This is a genomic window from Providencia sp. PROV122, from assembly GCF_028482365.1.
Taxonomy (GTDB): Bacteria; Pseudomonadota; Gammaproteobacteria; order Enterobacterales; family Enterobacteriaceae; genus Providencia; species Providencia stuartii.
The window spans coordinates 116,590-131,698 of sequence record NZ_JAMPQI010000010.1 but is presented as its reverse complement, the minus strand read 5'-3'; the positions used below and the strand labels follow the sequence as shown (position 1 = coordinate 131,698).

At 44.1% G+C, this 15,109-nt stretch carries 12 protein-coding genes; 11 read left to right on the top strand and 1 reads right to left on the bottom strand.

Going from position 1 to position 15,109, the window contains the following annotated elements:
* Positions 1-100 precede the first annotated feature (100 nt).
* From tsaE to PSE69_RS09010, 9 genes are all read left to right on the top strand, one after another.
* Positions 101-565, top strand: a complete 465-nt coding sequence (tsaE, locus tag PSE69_RS09050) for a tRNA (adenosine(37)-N6)-threonylcarbamoyltransferase complex ATPase subunit type 1 TsaE (protein ID WP_004915627.1) — start codon at positions 101-103, stop codon at positions 563-565.
* Between the two features lie 14 nt (positions 566-579).
* The gene (gene amiB, locus PSE69_RS09045) at positions 580-1,875 is read left to right on the top strand and encodes an N-acetylmuramoyl-L-alanine amidase AmiB (RefSeq protein ID WP_036942650.1); all 1,296 of its coding nucleotides are present in this window, start codon (positions 580-582) and stop codon (positions 1,873-1,875) included.
* 11 nt (positions 1,876-1,886) lie between these two features.
* Entirely contained in the window at positions 1,887-3,842 is a 1,956-nt protein-coding gene (mutL, locus tag PSE69_RS09040; RefSeq protein WP_014657304.1) for a DNA mismatch repair endonuclease MutL, read from the top strand.
* Positions 3,835-4,776, top strand: coding sequence for a tRNA (adenosine(37)-N6)-dimethylallyltransferase MiaA (gene miaA, locus PSE69_RS09035; RefSeq protein WP_004915633.1), 942 nt, complete (start codon positions 3,835-3,837; stop codon positions 4,774-4,776). The genes mutL and miaA overlap by 8 nt, the downstream gene beginning before the upstream one ends.
* 106 nt (positions 4,777-4,882) lie before the next feature.
* Positions 4,883-5,179, top strand: coding sequence for an RNA chaperone Hfq (gene hfq / locus PSE69_RS09030; protein ID WP_004915637.1), 297 nt, complete (start codon positions 4,883-4,885; stop codon positions 5,177-5,179).
* Positions 5,180-5,280: 101 nt separating this feature from the next.
* Positions 5,281-6,561 carry a ribosome rescue GTPase HflX gene (gene hflX / locus PSE69_RS09025; RefSeq protein ID WP_004915641.1) on the top strand — a complete coding sequence of 427 codons (1,281 nt, stop codon included), beginning with the start codon at positions 5,281-5,283 and terminating at the stop codon, positions 6,559-6,561.
* Between the two features lie 86 nt (positions 6,562-6,647).
* On the top strand, positions 6,648-7,862 hold the full coding sequence (gene hflK, locus PSE69_RS09020) for an FtsH protease activity modulator HflK (protein WP_004915644.1): 1,215 nt from the start codon (positions 6,648-6,650) through the stop codon (positions 7,860-7,862).
* 2 nt (positions 7,863-7,864) lie between these two features.
* Positions 7,865-8,866 carry a protease modulator HflC gene (gene hflC / locus PSE69_RS09015; RefSeq protein ID WP_004915648.1) on the top strand — a complete coding sequence of 334 codons (1,002 nt, stop codon included), beginning with the start codon at positions 7,865-7,867 and terminating at the stop codon, positions 8,864-8,866.
* Positions 8,867-9,117: 251 nt separating this feature from the next.
* Positions 9,118-10,419 (top strand): adenylosuccinate synthase, encoded by a 1,302-nt coding sequence (locus PSE69_RS09010; RefSeq protein ID WP_004915654.1) that lies wholly within the window; start codon positions 9,118-9,120, stop codon positions 10,417-10,419.
* A 63-nt stretch (positions 10,420-10,482) separates the two neighbouring features.
* On the opposite strand, the gene PSE69_RS09005 is transcribed toward PSE69_RS09010, so the two are convergent.
* Complete coding sequence (locus PSE69_RS09005) at positions 10,483-11,685, bottom strand: mechanosensitive ion channel family protein (protein ID WP_004915659.1); 1,203 nt, start codon at positions 11,683-11,685, stop codon at positions 10,483-10,485.
* A 455-nt stretch (positions 11,686-12,140) separates the two neighbouring features.
* Between PSE69_RS09005 and nsrR the strand changes: the two genes are divergently transcribed.
* Together nsrR and rnr are read left to right on the top strand one after the other, a co-directional pair.
* A complete protein-coding gene (gene nsrR / locus PSE69_RS09000; protein ID WP_014657306.1) occupies positions 12,141-12,563 on the top strand; it encodes a nitric oxide-sensing transcriptional repressor NsrR in 423 nt (140 codons plus the stop codon).
* Positions 12,564-12,605: 42 nt separating this feature from the next.
* On the top strand, positions 12,606-15,080 hold the full coding sequence (gene rnr / locus PSE69_RS08995) for a ribonuclease R (protein WP_040132542.1): 2,475 nt from the start codon (positions 12,606-12,608) through the stop codon (positions 15,078-15,080).
* Positions 15,081-15,109 lie beyond the last annotated feature (29 nt).

Below are 15,109 nucleotides of genomic sequence, written 5' to 3'. Positions count from 1 at the left end.
TTCTGTAATGTTATTTAAGAAAAATGGATCGGCTTAGGTTAATATAGTCATTATATCTATATTGATCTATTTTTCCTTACTATAGCTGATTGAACTTTCCATGAAAGAACGTATTTTACAACTTGCCAACGAAGAGCAAACAGTGGCGCTAGGGCGCGCTGTCGCAAATGCCTGTCAACGAGGCGTCGTGATTAACTTGTATGGCGATTTGGGCGCTGGCAAAACGACATTTAGTCGCGGTTTCTTACAGGCACTCGGGCACCAAGGTCACGTAAAAAGCCCGACGTATACGCTTGTGGAGCCTTATGATCTTCCTGATGGGCAGGTTTTTCATTTTGATCTTTATCGTTTAGCTGATCCAGAAGAATTGGAATTTATGGGGATCCGAGACTATTTTTCCCCTGAGTCGATCTGTTTAGTGGAATGGCCTCAACAAGGCAAAGGTTTTCTGCCAGAAGCGGATCTTGAACTCCATTTGACTTATCAGGATGAAGGGCGTCAGGCTCACTTTATTGCTTTTTCTGCAAATGGGGAGTCGTTGTTAGAAGAATTACAAGCACTCTAAGGGATATATTGCTCATGACGAATGCATTGCCGAGAAAAATAACAAAAAGAAGTTTTTTCTCCTTCTTATTGCTGTTGATGATTGTTGCATTATGGTTAGTTGCACGACCTGTACAGGCGGCGACCTTATCGAACATACAGGTTGATAATAGCCCATCAAATGCACAGGTGACACTATCCTTCATGGATGGTAAGCCTGATTACAAATATTTTCCCCTGCATTCGCCAGAGCGGCTAGTTATTGATGTTAAGCAAAATGGTGAAATTATCGGCCTACCAATGAGAGTGCCTGCTGGTGATTTGGTTAAAGTGGTTCGTACCAGTCAGCCACCGGATAGCCGACACAAACGTATCGTATTGGAACTGTCAAAAGCGGCAAAAGTACAAACGTCGCTGAAACAAGTCGCTGGGCAGTATCAAGTGGTATTTACGCTTTCCTCGGGGCAAAGTCGTGCACCAACGTCTTTCAATAATACGACTCAACCGATGCAAGTGCCTAATAATGCGGTGCAAGATAAACCGTTAAAAATGAATTCGCAGGCACAGCGACCAGCTGTTGCACCTGCACCAGTTAAAACCAATAAAACAATGCCCAAGGGGGCAAAACAAGTCGTGATTGCTATTGATGCTGGGCATGGTGGCAAAGACCCCGGGGCGATTGGTAAAAACGGCTATCGAGAAAAAGACGTTACGTTAAGTGTTGCACGTAAACTGTATGCAAAACTTGAGGCTGACCCTATGTTCAAGCCAGCGATGACCCGTGATGGTGATTATTTTATTTCTGTCAGTGGGCGTTCAGATGTTGCACGTAAGAAAGGGGCTAACATGTTAGTTTCTATTCACGCTGACTCTGCACCAAATAGTAGTGCGCGAGGCGCTTCTGTTTGGGTATTGTCAAATCGACGTGCAAATAGTGAATTAGGTAACTGGTTGGAACAACGAGAAAAACAATCCGAGCTATTAGGTGGAGCAGGCGATGCATTAAGTGGTGCGGACCCTTACTTGAGCCAAGCGGTACTCGATTTACAATTCGGTCATTCACAGCGGGTTGGCTATGATGTGGCGGTACAAGTACTCCATCAATTAAGAAAAGTGGGTAATATTCATAAACGTAGCCCAGAGCATGCCAGCCTTGGGGTTTTGCGTTCACCTGATATCCCTTCAATTCTGGTAGAAACAGGGTTTATTAGTAATAGCGCTGAAGAGCAGTTGCTTAAATCCAATGACTATCAAGAGAAGGTCGCCGAAGCTATCCACCAAGGTTTGCGGCAATACTTCCTTGCAAATCCGTTGCAAGCGGCACCTAATTAAGGGGGATGGTGATGGCAATACAGATCCTCTCTCCCCAACTGGCTAACCAAATCGCTGCCGGCGAGGTTGTCGAACGCCCTGCCTCAGTGGTTAAAGAGTTGGTTGAAAACAGTCTCGATGCAGGTGCAACACGCATCGACATCGATATTGAACGTGGAGGAGAGAAGCTGATCCGTATTCGCGATAATGGTAGTGGGATCAGCAAAGATGAACTGGTCTTAGCGTTAGCGCGCCATGCGACCAGCAAAATTGCCACGTTAGATGACCTAGAAGCCATCATGAGTATGGGGTTCCGTGGTGAAGCACTGGCGAGTATTAGCTCCGTCTCTCGTTTGACGCTCACATCAAAACCGGCTGAGCAATCAGAGGCGTGGCAAGCTTATGCGGAAGGGCGAGATATGGCGGTGACCGTCAAACCCGCCGCTCACCCAAATGGCACCACCGTAGAAGTGCTTGATCTATTCTACAATACGCCAGCGCGTCGCAAATTTATGCGTACCGAAAAAACCGAGTTTGGCCATATTGATGAGGTCGTCCGGCGTATCGCGCTTTCTCGCCCTGATGTGACAATCAATTTGAACCATAATGGGAAGCTGGTGAAACAGTACCGCGCTGCAAAAGGGGAAGCCCAACAAGAGCGGCGGCTGGCAAACATCTGTGGTACAGGTTTTATGCAGGGGGCGCTAGCGATATCTTGGGAGCATGGTGACCTTGGCATTAAAGGCTGGGTGGTTTCACCGTCTTCGACGCCAGTGAGTGATATTCAGTACTGTTATGTAAATGGTCGAATGATGCGCGATAGGTTAATTAACCATGCGATCCGCCAAGCGTATGAAGGGCATCTTGATGATAATCAACAGCCAGCCTATGTCCTTTATTTGACCATTGACCCCCAACAAGTGGATGTTAACGTCCATCCTGCTAAGCATGAAGTGCGTTTTCACCAAGCTCGGCTAGTGCATGATTTTATCTATCAAGGTGTGAGAACGGCCTTATTAAATGCGCATGAGCCAGATGAGTTGCCCGGTATTGAACCTGTTACCCATGAATTAACTAATCGTTCATCCGCGGGAGACAACTACTTTTCGTCATCATCCACGCTCAATGAAAACGATGAAAATGAGACGAGTCGTACGGCGCAACAGCAACATGACAGCACGGGCAGTAGTCGTTCGCATTCAGCCCCTTCCGTAGCGGCTACATCGCCGACATCAACAAATCATTTTAGTCGAGAAAAAAGCGCGTTTACGCCTTCTAATACGCATTATGACCGAAAAGCGGGGCAACTGTACCAAGCATTGATGTCTGTTCCTGTTGCTGAAGAAGATAAAAAGCCACTATTTCCTAGTCGGCAACCATTAGATGTTCCAGCAGTTTCTTCGCAATCAGTGGAAGAAAATACCAATAACTTCACATTTGGCAAAGTATTGACAATTTACGCAAAAAACTTTGCATTAATTGAGTCTTCATTAGGGCTAATCCTGTTATCCTTATCAGAAGCAAATTATTTACTGAAGTTGGCTCAGTTATCACCTGATGGCGAAGCGTTAAAACCTCAACCGTTGTTGATCCCGCTAAAATTATCACTTAATTCTGATGAAATTGCGGTTTTTCAGCGTAACAAGGAACAATTGACATTATTTGGTATTGAAGCCACGATATCTCATGGAAAAGTAACTATTCATGCGGTATCGTTACCGTTAAGAACGCAAAATTTATCTCAGCTTTTTTCGGGTTTACTGAATTTTTTGTCGACAAAAGAGCAGGCATCTCGTCAAGATATTGCTCAATGGCTTGCAAAAACAGTTTCACAAGAAAAAACACAAGAAAGCTGGAGCTTAGCACAAGCAGTTCAGTTACTCGCTGATGTTGAGCGGCTTTGCCCGCAGTATGTTAAAAAGCCGTCACCAACATTATTACAATTAATTAATTTACAATCCGTGGTAGCTACACTAACAAATGAGTGAACTTGTAACTCAGAAAAAACCGAATGCAATATTCCTGATGGGGCCAACGGCCTCAGGCAAGACAGCGTTAGCTATTGCTCTACGCCAACACTTGCCTGTTGAGATAATCAGTGTCGATTCGGCGTTGATCTACCGTGGTATGGACATCGGCACAGCGAAGCCAAATGCAGAGGAGCTTAGTCAAGCGCCTCATCGTCTGATCGATATACTCGATCCCTCTTTACCATACTCCGCTGCTGATTTCCGGCGAGACGCATTAAATGTAATGGAGGAAATAACTTCTCAAGGTAAAATTCCATTACTTGTGGGGGGCACAATGCTTTATTTTAAGGCATTACTAGAGGGGCTTTCGCCTTTGCCTTCTGCGGATCCCGCTACTCGTGCTGAGATTGAAAAAATTGCACAGCAGCAAGGGTGGGGTGAAATCCATCGTCGTTTAGCGGAGGTCGATCCGGTTGCGGCAGCGAGGATTCATCCTAATGATCCACAAAGATTATCCCGAGCTTTAGAGGTATATCTCATTTCAGGGCAAACTTTGACTGAAATGACACAAACAGCAGGTGAAGAATTACCTTATAATGTGTTTCAATTTGCTATTGCGCCCCAAGATCGTAAAATTTTACATCAGCGCATTGAACAACGTTTTCATCAGATGTTAGACGCCGGTTTTGAAGAGGAAGTTCGTGCTCTTTATGAACGGGGTGACCTCCATGTTGATTTACCCTCTATTCGTTGTGTGGGGTATCGGCAAATGTGGTCGTACCTAGAAGGCGAAACAGATTATGATGAAATGGTTTATCGGGGAATTTGTGCAACACGCCAATTGGCAAAACGTCAAATTACCTGGTTGAGAAGCTGGGAAAATGTTCATTGGTTAGATAGTGAACAACCACAGCAAGCGCTTAAGGCTGTTATGCAGGTTGTATGTGCATAGAGCTATGGTTTGTGTACAATTAGAACGCTAAGCGCAATTTTTGAGTAGTTAATTTTTGGAATCGAAAGGTTCTCATTTAAAAACAACAAAATAAGGAAAACATAGAATGGCTAAGGGGCAATCTTTGCAAGATCCGTTCCTGAACGCATTACGTCGTGAAAGGGTTCCGGTCTCAATTTATTTGGTTAACGGCATCAAATTGCAGGGTCAGATTGAATCTTTTGACCAGTTTGTCATTTTACTAAAAAACACGGTTAGTCAGATGGTTTATAAGCATGCTATCTCTACCGTTGTCCCTGCTCGCCCTGTTTCTCACCATAGTGGCAGTGCTACTGGCGGTGCGGGTAATGGTAACTACAACTCTGGTGCTTCAACTCAACAGGATGGCGAAGCTGCTGAGTAATACCAGTTGTGCGTTAAAATTCAAGGAAAACATGGGTAGGGAGACTTTACCTGTGTTTTTCCTTTGTATTTCTAGTGATTAAGCCTAAGAGGTTATAGCCCTTGTTTGATAGGTATGAAGGCGGTGAACTGGCTGTATTGGTGCATGTCTTTTTCTCCCAAGAAAAGGACACTGAAAATCTGGCAGAATTTGAGTCACTCGTGACATCGGCGGGTGTGAAACCTGTACAGATAGTAACAGGCAGTCGTAAGTCTCCCCATCCTAAATATTATGTTGGAGAAGGGAAAGCGGAAGAAATCGCTGAAGCTGTGAAGGAAAGTGGCGCAGATGTGGTGCTATTTAACCATACGCTGAGTCCAGCACAGGAACGTAATCTCGAAAGGTTATGCCAATGTAAGGTCGTTGACCGTACAGGGGTGATTTTAGATATTTTCGCTCAAAGGGCGCGGACACATGAAGGTAAACTTCAAGTTGAATTAGCGCAGTTACGCCATTTATCGACCCGTTTGGTAAGAGGATGGACGCACCTTGAGCGGCAAAAAGGTGGGATTGGTTTACGTGGTCCTGGTGAAACTCAGTTAGAGACAGACCGTCGGTTATTAAGGGGCAAAATTAGCCAAATTTTATCCCGTCTCAGCCGAGTAGAAAAACAACGTGAGCAAGGGCGCCAAGCACGAAATAAAGCGGATATTCCGACAATTTCGCTGGTGGGTTATACCAACGCCGGTAAATCAAGTTTATTTAACCGGATGACGGCTTCCGATGTTTACGCTGCTGACCAACTATTTGCAACACTTGATCCAACATTAAGACGTATTAACGTGGAAGATGTTGGGCCAGTAGTACTTGCGGATACTGTTGGTTTTATTCGTCACTTGCCACATGATTTGGTTGCTGCCTTTAAAGCAACACTGCAGGAAACGCGTGAAGCAACGTTATTGCTCCATGTTATTGATGCAGCAGATAGCCGTTTGGATGAAAATATTCACGCGGTCGAAAGTGTATTGGAAGAAATTGAAGCAGATGAGATCCCAACACTTTTAGTCATGAACAAAGTGGATATGCTGGAAGACTTCATCCCGCGTATCGACAGAAATGAGGATAACAAGCCTGTTCGTGTCTGGGTATCAGCACAAACGGGTGACGGTATCCCCTTGTTGCTACAAGCATTGACGGAACGCCTTTCAGGTGAAATCGCACACGTTGAAATGCGTTTGCCACCGAGTGAAGGCCGCTTACGTAGCCGTTTTTATCAACTCCAAGCCATTGAACGCGAGTGGCAGGAAGAAGATGGTTCAATTGGCCTTGAGGTGCGTATGCCGATGGTTGATTGGCAGCGTTTGTGCAAACAGGAACAACAATTGCCTAGCTATGTGATTTAACATATCGCTAGGAAATGGAATTGATATTAAGAGTTATTTGTTGCTCTTAACCCGAAAAATCAATCATAAAGATATGGAGCTAAAACATGGCGTGGAATCAGCCCGGTAATGACGGACAAGACCGCGATCCGTGGGGAAGCGGCAATAAAGGCGGCAACTCTGGCGGGAATAAAGGTGGTCGAAAACGTGGGGCTTCTGATCTCGACGATCTCTTTCGTAAGCTGAGCAACAAGCTTGGCGGTAAAAAAGGCGGCAGCGGTGGTGGTGATGGTGATAATAAACAGCCATTCCAAATCAGCGGTCGCTTTGGTGTATTGGCTCTCGCGGCAGTCGTCGTTGTATGGGCGGGTTCAGGTTTTTATACCATCAAGGAAAGTGACCGAGGTGTGATACTACGCTTTGGTGAATACAGTGGTATTGTCGGACCTGGTTTGAACTGGAAACCAACTTTTATTGATAAAGTGATTCCAGTTAACGTTGAAACCGTTCGTGAACAAGCGACGAATGGTATGATGTTAACCTCAGACGAAAACGTGATCCGCGTTGAGATGAACGTGCAGTATCGTGTGACTAATCCTAAAGAATATCTATTCAGCGTCACTAACCCTGATAACAGCTTACGTCAGGCACTTGATAGTGCAGTCCGTGGCGTAATCGGTCAGTCAGCGATGGAACAAGTGCTTACAACGAATCGAGCATTTATTCGTGATGTAACACAAAGGGATCTGGAAGCGACGATAGAGCCATACAAAATGGGGATTACGGTACTCGATGTTAACTTCCAAGCTGCTCGTCCGCCTGAAGATGTTAAGGCTGCCTTTGATGACGTAATTGCAGCACGGGAAGAAGAGCAAAAAACGATTCGTGAAGCACATGCTTATCGGAACGAAGTGCTACCAATGGCAAAAGGTAATGCGCAAAAACTGATCGAAGAAGCTGAAGCTTATAAGGCGAGTGTGGTCTTTAAAGCAGAGGGTGAGGTTGCAAGTTTTGCAAAAATGTTGCCTGAATATCGTGCAGCACCTGAAATTACCCGTGAACGACTCTACATTGATACCATGGAGCGTGTTTTAAGTAATACACGTAAAGTTATCGCTAATGATAAGAGTAACAGCATGTTAGTACTGCCATTAGAGCAATTAATGCGTGGTAATAACAACAATACAGCAGCACCAAAAACGGGCTTAGAACCAAAAGTGATGAATCCAAATACGACTAACAATTCATCATCTTCGGGTACTCAGCCTGCACAGCAAAGCAGTAATGTGCGCGGTGATACTGTTCGAGTAGGGAGACAATAATCATGCGTAATTCGCTAATTGTTATTATTATTGCTATTTTGGCGGTCGCTTACGCATCCATTTTTATTGTCCCTCAAGCCGATCGCGGTATTGTGCTGCGTTTTGGTAAGGTTGTGCGTGACGCTGACAATAAACCTATCATTTATGAGCCAGGTTTGCATTTTAAAGTGCCTTTCATCGAAACGGTGAAAATGCTTGATGCGCGTATTCAGACATTGGAAATCCAAGCTGACCGCTATTTGACAAGTGAAAACAAAGACTTGATGGTAGACTCCTACCTGAAATGGCGCATTACTGACTTTAGCCGTTATTATGTGGCAACGGGTGGTGGTAGCTCAGATCAAGCTGAAACATTCTTAAAACGTAAGTTTAGTGACCGTTTGCGCTCTGAGTTTGGTCGTCTGAGTGTTAAAGATATTATTACAGACTCACGTGGTCGTTTGACTGTTGATGTGCGCGAAGCTCTGAACGTAGGTTCAGCATCTGATGAATCGACTAAGGAAGTCGATGCAGAGATTGCTTCTGCGGCAGCGCGCGTTGAAGAAGAGACTAACTTAACGCCGTTAGTCGCTAACGCAAACAGTATGGCTGCTTTAGGGATTGAAGTTGTTGACGTTCGTATCAAACGTATTGAGTTACCGAACGAAGTTTCTGAGGCTATCTATGCGCGTATGCGTGCAGAGCGTGAAGCGGTTGCACGTCAGCATCGTTCACAAGGCCAAGAAGAAGCCACGAAGATCCGTGCGGTGGCTGATAAAACTGTGACTGAAACGTTAGCAGAAGCTGAACGTACAGCATTGACTCTACGCGGTGAAGGGGATGCGATGGCAACAAAACTGTTTGCTGACGCATTCAACCAAGACCCAGAGTTTTATGCCTTTATCCGTAGCTTACGTGCCTATGAGCACAGCTTTAATAGCGGTGAGGACGTGATGGTATTAAGCCCAGACACAGACTTCTTCCGCTTTATGAAAGCACCAACCAAGTTGCGTGCAACGGATTAAAATAACTGTTAAGCTAATAAAGAAAAGCCCGCTTCGCGGGCTTTTTTTACGTCTGTCTCTTTAAGTATTAGATTTTTCAGGGAAAACTAATACTGTCTAATCTGGTCGCTATCAGTTGGATTGATGACAGAAATAAAAAAGGCCATTTTTTCTTGCTTTCCAGAAAAAAATTTTTTGCTGTGCAAAAAATCACTGGAACAGATTATTTTAGATGGTAGAATTCATTTTTAAGCAACCGAGTGTATTTTGAAATGGGTAAGAACGTTGTCGTACTGGGCACCCAATGGGGTGACGAAGGAAAGGGCAAGATCGTCGACTTGCTGACAGAGCGTGCTAAATATGTAGTTCGCTATCAGGGCGGCCATAATGCTGGCCATACTCTTGTTGTAAACGGTGAAAAAACCGTTCTCCACTTAATTCCATCCGGTATTCTTCGTGAAAATGTCATCAGCATTATTGCTAATGGTGTCGTACTCGCGCCTGACGCATTGATGAAAGAGATGAAGCAATTAGAAGATCGCGGTGTTCCTGTTCGCGAACGCTTACGTATTTCTGAAGCATGCCCACTGATCCTGCCTTATCATATCGCATTAGACAATGCGCGCGAAAAAGCGCGTGGCGCGAAAGCGATTGGTACTACGGGTCGTGGTATTGGTCCTGCTTATGAAGACAAAGTTGCTCGCCGTGGCCTGCGCGTTGGCGATCTGTTTGACAAAGCAACCTTTGCTGAAAAACTAAAAGAAATTGTTGAATACCACAACTTCCAGTTGGTGAACTACTATAAAGAACCCGCTGTTGATTATCAGAAAACCCTTGATGATATCATGGCAGTCGCTGATATTCTGACTGGCATGGTAGTTGATGTTTCTGATCTGCTCTATAAAGCACATCAGAAGAATGAATTAGTCATGTTCGAAGGTGCACAAGGCACTTTATTGGATATTGACCACGGTACTTATCCGTACGTGACCTCTTCCAACACAACCGCGGGTGGTGTTGCGACAGGTTCAGGCTTAGGCCCACGTTATGTAAGCTATGTTTTGGGTATCATTAAAGCTTACTCTACTCGTGTAGGGGCTGGTCCATTCCCAACTGAGTTATTTGACGAAACGGGTGATTTCCTACGTGAAAAAGGCCAAGAGTTCGGTGCAACAACAGGTCGTAAGCGCCGCACGGGTTGGTTAGATATCGTGGCGATTAACCGTGCTGTTCAGATCAACTCACTGTCTGGCTTCTGTATGACGAAACTAGACGTTTTAGATGGCCTGAAAGAAGTAAAAATTTGTGTAGGCTATCGTCGTCCAGATGGTACTGTTCTTGAAACAACACCATTAGCTGCTGATGAGTGGGAAGGTTTAGAGCCTGTCTATGAAGTATTACCAGGCTGGAGCGAAACAACGTTCGGTGTGAAAGACAGAGCGCTGTTACCACAAGCTGCGTTAGACTATATCAAGCGTGTTGAAGAGTTGACTGGTGTTCCGGTTGATATCATCTCAACAGGTCCTGATCGTTCTGAAACGATGATCTTACGCGACCCGTTTGATGTTGAATAATATCGAGCCTAATTTTTAGGTTTAGAGAAAAAACACCGAATATTTCGGTGTTTTTTTTATCAATTAATCACGTTTTAAATGGGCTAAATCGCTACCGGATGGGTGTTGATAGATCCGTAATTTGAAATATTTAGCGGATGCGTTGACGTACTCGAATATTTCCGACTGCACTTCTTCATAATCCACCCAAGTTGTGGAACGAGTAAAACAGTATATTTCGACAGGAAGACCATTAGGTGTTGGTGGCATGGTTCTGATCACTAAATACATATCAGCTCTGACATCCCCGCGCATTTTTATCCAATTTAAAATATATTTTCTAAACAATTGAAGATTGGTCACGCCATTGTCAATCATCCATTCATTGATATTACCGAGTTCGCCTTTCTCTTCGAGCATCGTTTCTAGGCTTTTACGCAGTGGTGCCGTATTCTTTAATTCATTCAATAACGCTTCGGTTGCAAATTCAATTGATGATTGGTCGATATAAAAACTACGCTTAATCCTACGGCCACCCGAAGAGAACATGGGTTGCCAGTTTGTGTATTTCTCCGTGAGGAAATCTTTAGTCGGAATACGTGAAATCGTGTTATCCCAATTACGAATGGTGATGGTGTGCAGTGCGATATCGATGACTTCACCGCTAATATTACTACTTGGTAGCTCTATCCAATCATAAAGTTTTAAGACTTTCCCATTAGAAACTAAAATATTTGCTACAAACGACAGTAAGGTATGTTGGAATACAAACATTAATACCGCTGCGATTGCACCAAAACTGGAAATAATAATGACAGGTGACTGGTCCGTCATTAATGCGATAATAAGGATAAATGAAATAATCCAAACAATAATTTTGGCGATTTCAATATACCCTTTGATGGAGTTATTTCGATGCAAAGTTCGGGTCGTTTGCCGTAAAATAAAGACATCAAGGCCATCATTGACTAGCCCTGCACCATTGATCACAATGAGCGACCAACAAATGGTTTTGAAGGTTATATTGACTTCATCGGAGAATGAGGGCAGCAACTGATTAAGGTAAAGTACCAAGGTTACAGCGACAATTGAGGCTATTTTCTTCGCAACACCATCAATCAAGTCATCATCGGTTAAGTTAGTCAGTAACGGTAGCAACCGTCGGGCAAACCGCAAAAAAATCACTTTTCCCACAAACCAAGTGAGCAGCAGGATCACGACTAAAAGCGAGGTCATTAATAGGGTGTTGTTCGAGATAACATTATAAATTTCAGCAAGTTGTTCCATAGTATCCTACATCATATCCTCAATGTGCTGATGACTTATTATAAAATGAGCAAACTAAAAAGAATTGATGATAAAAGTGATATATAGGTTTTCGGTTCACTCTAATATCCTTTTAGATAGTGCAAATCCACGAGTGGCCTTAGCAATCTATGTTATTATAGGTATGATTAGCGTTATGGCATTACTCGCTATTGACATATTATTAGTCAAATTATGTCAATAAAACACCGCATAATGGCAAATAATCATAGATATGTATTGTTATTGAGGGGATATTACCTCTTTGTGGTAAGCTAAACTAGAATGAAAAGGTCGCTTATGGTTGCAAATTAAAGCGTTATTCGTCGTAGTTATTGGGTATAAAACAGTAACGGGGTGTGATGTCGCTACAATTTGAAATTAATAAGTCGGTAAGGTCAGATAACCATTGGCAAAGCCGAAATTTTGAGGTGATTGTGCAACTAACGAGTTTTACAGATTATGGGTTACGTGCTCTGATTTACTTGGCATCCCTTCCTGAAGGGAAAATGACCAGTATCACAGAAGTTACTGAAGTTTATGGAGTCTCCCGCAATCATATGGTTAAGATTATTAATCAGCTCAGTCATCTTGGTTATGTTAAAGCAACGCGAGGTAAAAATGGCGGGATCACCCTAGGCCAACCCGCGGAAACGATCCGTGTTGGGGATGTAGTAAGAGCTCTGGAACCTCTGACACTGGTGAACTGTAGTGGTGAATTTTGTCATATTACGCCAGCCTGCCGTTTGAAGGGTGTGCTTCATCAGGCAATACAACAATTTTTAAAAGAACTCGATAAACATACGCTGGCTGATATGGTGAAAGACAACAGCCCGCTTTATCAATTACTGCTTGATTAAATGATGCGGTAATTACAAATTCTGATGACAACGGAGGTAACGATGTCACGCGATCCTTTTCAGGAAAGAGAAGCAGAAAAATACGACTCCCCAATTCCTAGCAGAGAATTCATTCTCGAACTCCTCACTAAGCGCTCGGCTCCAGCAAAACGTGAAGAAATTGCACAATTATTAAACCTCTCTTCTGAAGAAGAGTTAGAAGCATTACGCCGTCGCCTGCGTGCAATGGAGCGTGATGGGCAATTGGTGTTTACCCGCCGCCAATGTTACGCACTACCTGAGCGTTTAGACCTCCTCAAAGGAAAAGTAATAGGTCACCGTGATGGTTATGGCTTCTTGCGAGTTGAAGGTAAAAAAGAAGATTACTATTTGTCACAAGACGAAATGAAACGTGCATTGCACGGTGATGTTATTTTAGCACAAGCTTATGGTCAGGACCGTAAAGGGCGTACAGAAGTACGTGTGGTCCGTGTCCTTGAGCCTCGTAATAACCAAATTGTTGGTCGCTATTTTATTGAGTCAGGTATGGGGTTTGTTGTGCCTGATGATAGCCGCTTAAGCTTCGATATTTTGATCCCTAAAGACCAAATTAATGGCGCGCGAATGGGGAACGTGGTGGTGGTTGAATTAATCACGAGACCACAGCGTCGCTCTCAGGCGGTAGGTCATATTATTGAAGTATTAGGGGAAAGTATGGGAACGGGAATGGCAGTCGAAATTGCCTTGCGTACCCATGAAATCCCACATACATGGCCCCCTCAAGTGGAAAAGCAGGTCGCTGACTTAAATGAACAAGTACCAGAGTCTGCTAAAAAAGGCCGCGTCGATTTACGTGATTTGCCACTCGTGACTATCGATGGTGAAGATGCTCGTGACTTTGATGATGCAGTACACTGTGCGCCGAAAAAAGGCGGTGGCTGGCGCTTGTGGGTTGCGATAGCTGATGTTAGCTATTATGTTCGTCAACAAACCGCCCTTGATGATGAGGCGCGTAGCCGCGGTAACTCGGTCTATTTCCCATCACAAGTTGTTCCGATGTTACCGGAAGTGTTATCGAACGGCCTGTGTTCACTGAATCCAGGTGTCGATCGCTTGTGTATGGTATGCGAAATGACCGTGTCGGCATCTGGTCGCTTATCATCATATAAATTCTATGAAGCGGTGATGAACTCTCACGCAAGATTAACCTACACTAAAGTATGGAAAATCTTGCAAGGTGATGAAGAGTTACGCGAACACTACAAAGCATTAGTGCCTCATATTGAACAGCTTCATGCTCTGTATAAAACGTTAGATAATGCACGTATTGACCGCGGGGCCATCTCTTTTGAATCTGAAGAAGCGAAGTTTATCTTTAATGCTGAACGTCGTATTGAGCGTATTGAGCCTGTAGAGCGTAATGATGCTCATAAACTGATTGAAGAGTGTATGATCTTAGCCAACATTGCGGCGGCTCGTTTTGTTGAAAAACATGAAGAGCCTGCATTGTATCGTGTGCATGATCGCCCGAAAGAAGAGAGCGTGATGAATTTACGTTCTGTATTTAGTGAGTTAGGGTTAACCTTGCCGGGGGGAATGAAACCGGAGCCGAAAGATTATGCACAGGTCATGAATGAAGTGGCTGACCGTCCTGACCATGAGTTGCTGCAAACCATGATCTTGCGGTCAATGAAGCAAGCCATTTATGATCCAGAAAACCGAGGTCACTTTGGGCTTGCTTTAAAATCCTACGCTCACTTTACATCGCCAATTCGTCGTTATCCCGATCTAACGTTGCATAGAGGTATCAAGTACTTATTGGCTAAAGAGCAGGGGCATACCGATCATCGTTGGACGCCAACAGGTGGCTGGCACTACGATATGGATAGTATGTTGCAGTTAGGTGAACATTGCTCAATGACTGAGCGCCGTGCCGATGAGGCGACTCGCGATGTGGCGGATTGGTTAAAATGTGACTTTATGCAAGACCAAGTTGGTCAAGTGTTTACTGGGTTGATTACCAGTGTGACAGGCTTTGGCTTCTTTGTACGCCTTAATGATTTGTTCATTGATGGCTTAGTGCATGTTTCGACGCTGGATAACGATTACTATCGCTATGATGCGGTGGGCCAACGTTTAATTGGTGAATCATCGGGAACCACATATCGACTTGGTGATGAAGTTGAAATTCGTGTTGAAGCTGTGCATATGGATGAGCGTACGATAGATTTCGCGTTGATTTCAACGACACGTAAAGCTAAAAATCCGGGTAAAACAGCCCGTGATAAAATGAAAAAAGAAGTCAAAAATGCCACTAAATCCGCGCGTGGTAAACGCGATGTAAGCCGAGATAAAAACTTCGAGCCTGATTCAGCATTCCGTCGCTCAGACAAAAATGGCAAGAAAACGGATAAAAAAGCGGGTAAGAAGGCAGAGACAAAGGCGAAAGGTAAAAAAGCCTCTGACAAAACGAAGAAAATCAGTGCAAAATTAAAAGCAAAACGTGCAGCGAAAAAAGCCCAGAAGCAAGAAGGGTAATTGACCCTGCTGAATCAAATAAGGTGGCG

What these genes read in the sequence shown, in the direction of transcription:
- tsaE (WP_004915627.1), top strand. Translation starts at nt 101, where the DNA reads ATGAAAGAACGTATTTTACAACTTGCCAACGAAGAGCAAACAGTGGCG.
- amiB (WP_036942650.1), top strand. Translation starts at nt 580, where the DNA reads ATGACGAATGCATTGCCGAGAAAAATAACAAAAAGAAGTTTTTTCTCC.
- mutL (WP_014657304.1), top strand. Translation starts at nt 1,887, where the DNA reads ATGGCAATACAGATCCTCTCTCCCCAACTGGCTAACCAAATCGCTGCC.
- miaA (WP_004915633.1), top strand. Translation starts at nt 3,835, where the DNA reads ATGAGTGAACTTGTAACTCAGAAAAAACCGAATGCAATATTCCTGATG.
- hfq (WP_004915637.1), top strand. Translation starts at nt 4,883, where the DNA reads ATGGCTAAGGGGCAATCTTTGCAAGATCCGTTCCTGAACGCATTACGT.
- hflK (WP_004915644.1), top strand. Translation starts at nt 6,648, where the DNA reads ATGGCGTGGAATCAGCCCGGTAATGACGGACAAGACCGCGATCCGTGG.
- hflC (WP_004915648.1), top strand. Translation starts at nt 7,865, where the DNA reads ATGCGTAATTCGCTAATTGTTATTATTATTGCTATTTTGGCGGTCGCT.
- PSE69_RS09010 (WP_004915654.1), top strand. Translation starts at nt 9,118, where the DNA reads ATGGGTAAGAACGTTGTCGTACTGGGCACCCAATGGGGTGACGAAGGA.
- PSE69_RS09005 (WP_004915659.1), bottom strand. Translation starts at nt 11,685, where the DNA reads ATGGAACAACTTGCTGAAATTTATAATGTTATCTCGAACAACACCCTA.
- rnr (WP_040132542.1), top strand. Translation starts at nt 12,606, where the DNA reads ATGTCACGCGATCCTTTTCAGGAAAGAGAAGCAGAAAAATACGACTCC.